The following is a 7,712-nucleotide window of genomic DNA, read 5'->3' on the forward strand; positions in this document are numbered from 1 at the left end:
GGCGCGGATGCGCTCCTCGATGAGCTGCAATGCCTTCGCCTTGAACTCGGGGCTGTACTTCTGGGGCATGGTCCGATCCTCCTTGAGGAAGTAGGTCGGAACGAAACCCAGGGCGCTTCACCCCCCATATTCGGTGCCGTGCAACCCGCAATATCCGTTCCGAAGGTGCCGGGAACAAGCCAGCCACCACAGGTGGAACCCGTCCGGCACCTGCTGAGACCCCGGCCCACCCCGCCGACTCCCCCACAAACACCGGGCCGCGGTCCGGAACCTGTGTCCGGACCGCAGCCCTGCTGATGATTCGTCGATGCGCTCAGTGCACCTGGACTGCCCTCACATGCCGAGGCGATGCAGGTGCTTCGGGTCCCGCTGCCAGTCCCGCGCCACCTTGACCCTGAGATCCAAATAGACGGGAGTTCCGAGCATCCTTTCGATTCCGGCGCGGGCGTCCTGCCCGATCTTGCGCAGGCGCGCACCCTTCTTGCCGATGATGATGCCCTTCTGGCTGTCCCGCTCCACGTAGAGCGAGGCCCAGACGTCCACGAGCGGCCTGTCCTTCGGCCGGTCCTCGCGCGGCGCCATCTCCTCCACCACCACGGCCACAGAGTGCGGCAGCTCGTCCCGCACGTCCTCCAGTGCGGCTTCACGGATCAGCTCGGCGACCATGATGGCCTCCGGCTCATCCGTCAGCTCCCCGTCCGGATAGAGCGGCGGCCCCTTCGGCAGCAGCTCGTGGAGGACCTTCTCCACGTCCTCCACCTGCCGGCCCTCCACGGCGGACACCGGTACCACCGCACGGAAGCCCTCACCCTTGTTCTCCGGGCCGATAACCTGGTCCCCCAGGGCCGTGACGGCCAGCAGCTGCTCGGCCAGCTGCTGTGGGGAGACCTTGTCCGTCTTGGTCACGATCGCCACTACCGGCGTCCGTTTCAGGTAGCTCAGCTGCTGCGCGATGAACCGGTCCCCCGGGCCGATCGACTCGTCCGCGGGGATGCACATGCCCACGGCGTCCACCTCATTGAGGGTCTCCGCCACCAGGTCGTTCAGCCGCTCGCCCAGAAGCGTGCGGGGACGGTGCAGGCCCGGGGTGTCCACGAGCACGAGCTGGAAGTCCTCGCGGTGGACGATCCCGCGGATGGTGTGGCGCGTGGTCTGGGGCTTGGAGGAGGTGATCGCCACCTTCTCCCCCACCAGCGCGTTGGTCAGCGTGGACTTGCCGGCGTTCGGCCGGCCCACCAGCGAGACGAAGCCGGAACGGAAGTCCGGGTCCACCTCGCTGAGATCCAGCAATGGGGCCTCGTTCTCCCCGTCCCTGCCTCGGCGGCTCATGCGTGCTCCTTCGTATGCTTCTCCGCCGCATCGGCGTCCTGCTCGTCGTCCTCCCGATGGCGGAAGCGCAGCGGGCGGTCCTCGGTCTCGGTCACACGCAGCCGGGAGATGCGGTTGCGCCGCGGCTCCAGGGAGTCGGCGTGCAGGATGATGCCCTGCACCGTCACCTCGGAGCCCTGAATCGGCACCCGGCCCAGGTGCTTGGCCAGCAGGCCGCCCAGGGTGTCCACGTCCTCCTCGTCGTCCAGGTCCACGTCGAACTCCTCGGCGAAGTCCGAGACGTTCATGCGGGCGTCCACGGAGTAGACGCCGTCCGCGATCCTCTCCACCTCGGGGTGCTCGTGGCGGTCGTCCTCGTCGTAGATCTCACCCACGATCTCCTCGATCAGGTCCTCGAGGGTCACCAGGCCGGCCGTGCCGCCGTACTCGTCCACCACGATCGCCACGTGCGTGGACTCACGCTGCAGCTCCTGCAGCAGGGACGCCACGGACTTGGACTCCGGCACGAAGCGCACATCCCGCATGCGTGCGGACACCGGCTGGGACTCGTCCGCCCCCTCACGGTGCAGGGCACGGGTCACGTCCTTCATGTAGAGCATGCCGCGCACGTCGTCCGAGTCCTCGCCGATCACCGGCACACGGGAGAAGCCCGAGCGCAGGAACAGCTGCATGGACTGGCGCAGCGTGTGGTCCTGGTCGATGGTCACCACATCGGTGCGCGGCACCATCACCGCACGCACGAGGGTGTCCCCCATGTTGAAGACAGACTGGATGAGCTCGGCCTCGGAGTCGGCGAGGATGTCCGCGTCATGGGCGCGGGCCACCACCTCGCGCAGGTGCCGCTCCTCGAAGTCGTCCTCCTCGTCCACCTCGAGCTCCGGGCGGCGGCGGTCCCGGCCGAGCTGGCCGGACAGCGGACCCAGGGCCTTGGTCAGGCCGCGGACCAGGCCACCGGTGCGCTTGGCCACGGCGGCCTCGTTGCGGGAGCCGATCGGCCGGGGGGACCACACCCCGAGCAGGCCGGCGGCCAGCATCACCAGGACGGCGGAGGACAGCAGGGCGGACCAGGTGGCCCCGGTGAACTCGACCATCGCGATGGTGATGCACACGGCGGCCAGGGACTCGGTCAGCAGCCGCCAGAACCGCAGGGAGCCCAGGTGCACCGGCAGCTCGGCCAGCACGTCCAGGGCGGTGGACTTCCCGCTGGTGCGGGCGATCTCCTCGGCGTCCTTGCGGGAGAGGTAGGTGAACGCCGACTCCGCCAGCGCCAGCACCCAGGTGAGGGTGATGAACAGGACGAAGGCGACGACCAGGATGACAGGGGTGATCACGGCAGCGGGTCAGTCCTCGATGGTCGGTGCGGGGGCGGGACGGCCGAGGACCTCGGAGACCAGACGGTCCTGCAGCGCGAACATCTCCGCACGCTCGTCCTCCTCCATGTGGTCGTGGCCGAGCAGGTGGAGCATGCCGTGCGTGAGCAGCAGCATCAGCTCGTCGTCACGGGAGTGGCCGCCGCGAGCGGCCTGCTCGGCGGCCACCTCGGGGCAGAGGACCACGTCTCCGAGCACACCCTCGGACGGGGCGGACTCGGTGCCGGGGGTGAGCTCGTCCATGGGCAGGCTCATCACGTCAGTGGGGCCCTCCAGGTCCATCCACTCCACGTGCAGCTCCGCCATGCGGGCGGCGTCCACCACGGTCACGGCGGTCTCGGCCTGCGGGTGGATGTGTAGGCGCGCGTAGACGTGCCGGGCCATGGCCAGCAGGTCCTCCACCGGCACCTCGATGCCGGACTCGTTCACGATCTCAACGGCCACGGCCCCTCCTTCCGGACTGGGTCCCGCGGCCGGTCTCCGGGCGCAGGGTGTCATAGGCGTCCACGATCGCGGTCACCAGCCGGTGGCGCACCACGTCCGAGGAGTCGAAGCGGATCATCTCGATCCCGTCCACGCCCTCCAGGACCTCCACGGCCTGGGCCAGGCCGGAGGCCGTGCCGCGCGGCAGGTCCACCTGGGAGGTGTCCCCGGTGATGACCATGTGCGCGCCGAAGCCCAGACGGGTGAGGAACATCTTCATCTGCTCGCCGGTGGTGTTCTGGGCCTCGTCCAGGATCACGAAGGCGTCGTTGAGCGTGCGTCCGCGCATGTAGGCCAGCGGGGCGACTTCGATGGTCCCGGCCTCCATCAGACGCGGGATGGACTCGGGCTCGACCATGTCATGCAGCGCGTCATAGAGCGGGCGCAGGTACGGGTCGATCTTCTCGGACAGCCCGCCGGGCAGGTAGCCGAGGTTCTCCCCGGCCTCCACCGCGGGGCGGGTGAGGATGATGCGGTTGACCTCCTTGGCCTGCAGCGCCTGCACGGCCTTGGCCATGGCCAGGTAGGTCTTGCCGGTGCCGGCCGGGCCGATGCCGAACACTATCGTGGAGCGGTCGATCGCGTCCACGTACTCCTGCTGGTTCACGGTCTTCGCCCGGATCTTGCGTCCGCGGCCGGACAGGATCGACTCGCGGGAGGCCGAGGAGGCCGGCGCACGCCCGCCGCGCACGAGGGTGACCACCTGCTCCATGGTGTCCGCGGTGACCGGGATGTCCCGGTGCGCGATGCCCCGCAGGTCCTCCACGATCCGCCGGACCGCGGCGGCGTCGGCCGGCGGCCCGTCCAGCCCCAGCTCCTGGTCGCGGACGGACACCTCCACGCGCGGGTAGACACCGGCGAGGATCCGCAGCAGCGCGTCCTGCGGGCCCAGCGTGCGGACCATCAGGTCCGGGGACGCGAAGTGGACGCTGTGGTGGCCGGTGGGGTCGGTGGGCCGGGTCTCGGCGTGGGCGGACGTCACGATGGGGTTCATCACCTCGGGGTTCGCAGTGCTGCTGGTCGGTCGTGCGGGGCGCTCGCGCCGTGGCGGCGGTGCGCGTTCGGTGGCCAGTCTACGTCCGTCACCAGCGTCCGAGCAGGTGCTGGAGGACGGCGATCGCGGCCGGTCCGGCGGTCGAGGAGCGCAGCACGTGCGGGCCCAGCAGCCGCAGCTGCGCCCCGGCGTCCACCAGCGCCTGCAGCTCGGCGGCGGAGATCCCGCCCTCCGGTCCCACCACCAGCACGATCCGCTCCGCCCGGGCCCAGTCCGCCGCATCGGCGGCGGTGATCCCCTGCGTCCCGTCCTCATGGAACACCACGACGACGGCCCCCTCCTCCACGAGCTCCCTCACCGTGGTGCCGGTGACGGTGGGCTCCAGGACGGGCACGCGTGCCCTGCGGGCCTGCTTGGCCGCGGCGTGCAGGGCGTCGGCCCACTTCTGTCGGGCCTTAGCCTCCTTCGGGCCGCGCCACCGCACGATCGCGCGCTCGGACTCCCACGGGACGACGGCGTCCACGCCGAGCTCGGTGGCCGTCTGCACGGCGAGGGTGTCCCGGTCCCCCTTCGCCAGGGCCTGCACGAGCACGAGCTCAGGGCGCTGCGCCGGGGTGTCCTCCACCTGCTCCACCGTCACCGTGACGGCGTCCCTGTCCGCGGTGTCCACGGTGCCGTGCGCGCGCCGGCCACGGGTGTCCGCCACCAGGATCGGATCCCCCGGGCCCAGGCGCATGGCACCGCCGGCGTGACGGGCCTCGGCACCGGTGAGCGTCACCGTGGTGCCGGGACGGGTGCCGTCCAGGTCCCCGGGCGCGGCGTAGAACAGGTGGGCGGTCACGTCAGAGGTTCTTCAGGTTCTCGCGGATGCGGGCGAACATGGACTTCTGGTGCTTGGCCCCGTGCACGACCTCCTCGCCGCGCAGCTCGGCCAGCCGCTCCATGAGCTCCCGCTGCTCCGAGGTGAGGTCCGTGGGGGTGGCCACCAGGACGTTCACGCGCAGGTCGCCGCGGCCGGCACCGCGCAGCCGACCGACGCCCAGGCCCTTGAGCACCTCTACATGCCCGGGCTGGGTGCCCTCCTCCAGGGTGACGGTCTGCTCGCCGTCCAGGGTCTCCAGGGTGATCGTCGTGCCGAGGGCGGCAGCCGCCATGGGGACGGTCACGGTGGTGGTCAGGTCGTCACGGTCGCGGGAGAACGTGGCGTCCGGGGCCACCACGATCTCCACGTAGAGGTCGCCGTTCGGCCCTCCGCCGGGGCCGGCCTCGCCGCGGCCGGCCAGGTGGATGCGCGTGCCGGTGTCCACGCCGGCCGGGACCTTGATGGTCAGCGGCTTCTGGGCCCGGACACGGCCCTGGCCGTGGCATTCGTGGCACGGGCTCGGCAGCGTGGTGCCCATCCCCTGGCAGCCCGGGCAGGCCTCCGTGGTCATGATCGTGCCGAGCACGGACCGGACCGGACGCTGGATCATGCCCTGGCCGTGGCAGGTGGAGCAGGTCTCCGGGGAGGTGCCCGGCTGGCAGCAGGACCCGTGGCAGGTCTCGCAGGTCACCGCGGTGTCCACCTGCAGGGTGTGCTCGGCGCCGAAGACGGCGTCCTTCAGCGAGATCTGCGCGCGGATCTGGGCGTCCTGGCCGCGCCGGGTGCGGGAAGCCGGGCCGCGCTGGCCGCCGGCCGCCCCCATAAACGTCTCGAAGATGTCCGCGAAGCCGAAGCCCCCGGCACCCTGGCCGAATCCGCCGCTGAAGCCGCCGAACCCGGCATTGCCGTTCTCATTGCCCGTGGAGTCGTAGTTGCGCCGCTTCTCCGGATCGCTCAGCACCTGGAAGGCGTGGGAGATCTGCTTGAAGCGGTCGGCGGCCTCCTCGCCCGGATTCACGTCCGGGTGGTACTTGCGGGCCAGCTTCCGGTACGCGCGGCGGATCTCCTCCTGGGAGGCGTCGCGGGACAGGCCGAGCGTCTCGTAGTGGTCGGACACGGTGGGGACTCTTCCTTCCAGAAGACTTCAGGTGAGGGTCGATGCGGGGCTGAGGGGCCGTCGTCGGGAAGCGGTGTGCCGCTCCGCCGGGACGGCGGGCCTCAGGTGGTGAGGATCCGGGAGAGGTAGCGGGCGATCGCACGGACCGCGGCCATGGTGCCCGGATAGTCCATGCGGGTAGGGCCCACCACGCCGAGCTTGGCCACGGCGCCGGGCCCGTAGGAGGCGGCCACCACCGAGGTGTCCGCCAGCGAGCCGGCGTTCTCCGAACCGATGCGCACCGAGAGGCCGCGGACGTCCTGCTCCATCTCCGTGAGCAGGCGGAGCAGGACGACCTGCTCCTCCAGCGCCTCCAGGATGGGGCCGATGGTCTGCGGGAAGTCCCCGTGCGTGCGGGCCAGGTTCGCGGTGCCGGCCATGACGATGCGGTCCTGGCGGCCGGCCTCCAGCAACTGGCCGATCGCCGCGGTCAGCGTGTCCACCAGGGGCCGGTCCTGCGGCGGGACGGACAGCGCCACCGTCTCCAGCACGGCGGCCGCCTGGGTGGGCGTCAGCCCGTCCAGAGACTGCAGCAGCAGCTGCTTGAGCGCGGCGAGGGTCGGCTCGGAGGCGTCCTGCTCGGTGGCGACGACCCGCTGGTCCACCCGCCCGGTGGAGAGGATCAGGACCACCAGCACCCGGTGCGGGGCCAGGGACACCAGCTCCAGATGGCGCACGGTGGAGCCGTCCTCATGCGGGAACTGGGCGATGGCCACCTGCTGCGTCAGCTGCGCCAGCAGCCGCACCGCGTTGTCCATCATGTGCTCCATGTCCGCCTCCGGCTCCAGCAGCGCCTTCACGGCGCGACGCTCGGCGGCCGAGAGCGGCTTCACCTCGGAGATGCGGTCCACGAACACGCGGTAGCCCTTGTCCGTGGGGATGCGGCCGGCCGAGGTGTGCGGGGCCGTGATCAGCCCCTCCTCCTCCAGCGCGGCCATGTCATTGCGGACCGTGGCCGAGGAGACGTCGAGGCCGTGGCGCTCCACGAGCGCCTTGGAGCCCACCGGCTCCCGCAGGGCCACGTAGTCCTCCACGATGGCCTGCAGCACCTGCATGCGGCGCGGCTGTTCGCTCATGTGGATCGGACTCCTTCCCTGCTTCGCTGGCACTCTCCGGACTCAAGTGCTGATCCTACGGCGATCCGGCCGCGAGTTCACGGCGGGTCGGCGCGGGTTCGCTCACAGCGGGCAGCCCGGTGGCTAGGGTGCTGACCCATGGACTGGAGCAGCTGGGGACCCGGACCCGCCGACGCGCTGAAGCGCCCCGCCCGGAAGCAGGCGAAGACGGTCGGCGCCGCGCCGGGCACCGTGGTGGAGGACGTCTCCACCGGGTTCGTGGGCGCCGTGATCCGCGTGGAACGGGCCGGCGGCGTCCACGTGGTGGTGCTGGAGGACCGCCGCGGACGGCGCAAGTCCTTCCCGCTCGGCGTCGGGTTCTGGATCGACGGCGAGCCCGTGGTCCTGGTCCCGGCCGAGCGTGCCGCCGGCCCCGGTGCAGCGGGCCCCCCGCAGCGCACGG

8 protein-coding genes are annotated in these 7,712 nt (G+C 71.2%); 1 reads left to right on the plus strand and 7 read right to left on the minus strand.

What is annotated here, in order from left to right; translation table 11 throughout:
• Window positions 1-333: 333 nt before the first annotated feature.
• The 7 genes from era to hrcA form a co-directional block, all read right to left on the minus strand.
• Window positions 334-1,329 carry a GTPase Era gene (gene era, locus AC2W7A_RS06915; protein ID WP_485990709.1) on the minus strand — a complete coding sequence of 332 codons (996 nt, stop codon included), beginning with the start codon at window positions 1,327-1,329 and terminating at the stop codon, window positions 334-336.
• On the minus strand, window positions 1,326-2,660 hold the full coding sequence (locus AC2W7A_RS06920; protein WP_485990710.1) for a hemolysin family protein: 1,335 nt from the start codon (window positions 2,658-2,660) through the stop codon (window positions 1,326-1,328). The genes era and AC2W7A_RS06920 overlap by 4 nt, the downstream gene beginning before the upstream one ends.
• Before the next feature lie 9 nt (window positions 2,661-2,669).
• Window positions 2,670-3,143 carry an rRNA maturation RNase YbeY gene (ybeY, locus tag AC2W7A_RS06925; RefSeq protein WP_485990711.1) on the minus strand — a complete coding sequence of 158 codons (474 nt, stop codon included), beginning with the start codon at window positions 3,141-3,143 and terminating at the stop codon, window positions 2,670-2,672.
• On the minus strand, window positions 3,133-4,176 hold the full coding sequence (locus AC2W7A_RS06930; protein ID WP_485990712.1) for a PhoH family protein: 1,044 nt from the start codon (window positions 4,174-4,176) through the stop codon (window positions 3,133-3,135). The genes ybeY and AC2W7A_RS06930 overlap by 11 nt, the downstream gene beginning before the upstream one ends.
• Before the next feature lie 88 nt (window positions 4,177-4,264).
• On the minus strand, window positions 4,265-5,017 hold the full coding sequence (locus tag AC2W7A_RS06935; RefSeq protein ID WP_485990713.1) for a 16S rRNA (uracil(1498)-N(3))-methyltransferase: 753 nt from the start codon (window positions 5,015-5,017) through the stop codon (window positions 4,265-4,267).
• A gap of 1 nt (window position 5,018) precedes the next feature.
• A complete protein-coding gene (dnaJ, locus tag AC2W7A_RS06940) occupies window positions 5,019-6,155 on the minus strand; it encodes a molecular chaperone DnaJ (RefSeq protein ID WP_485990714.1) in 1,137 nt (378 codons plus the stop codon).
• Window positions 6,156-6,256: 101 nt separating this feature from the next.
• Complete coding sequence (gene hrcA / locus AC2W7A_RS06945; protein WP_485990715.1) at window positions 6,257-7,270, minus strand: heat-inducible transcriptional repressor HrcA; 1,014 nt, start codon at window positions 7,268-7,270, stop codon at window positions 6,257-6,259.
• Between the two features lie 138 nt (window positions 7,271-7,408).
• Here hrcA and AC2W7A_RS06950 point away from each other — a divergent pair.
• On the plus strand, window positions 7,409-7,712 hold a 304-nt coding region (locus tag AC2W7A_RS06950; RefSeq protein ID WP_485990716.1), incomplete at its 3' end, for a DUF3097 family protein.

It is taken from the genome of Micrococcus sp. LASM2_SD2, assembly GCF_057364565.1.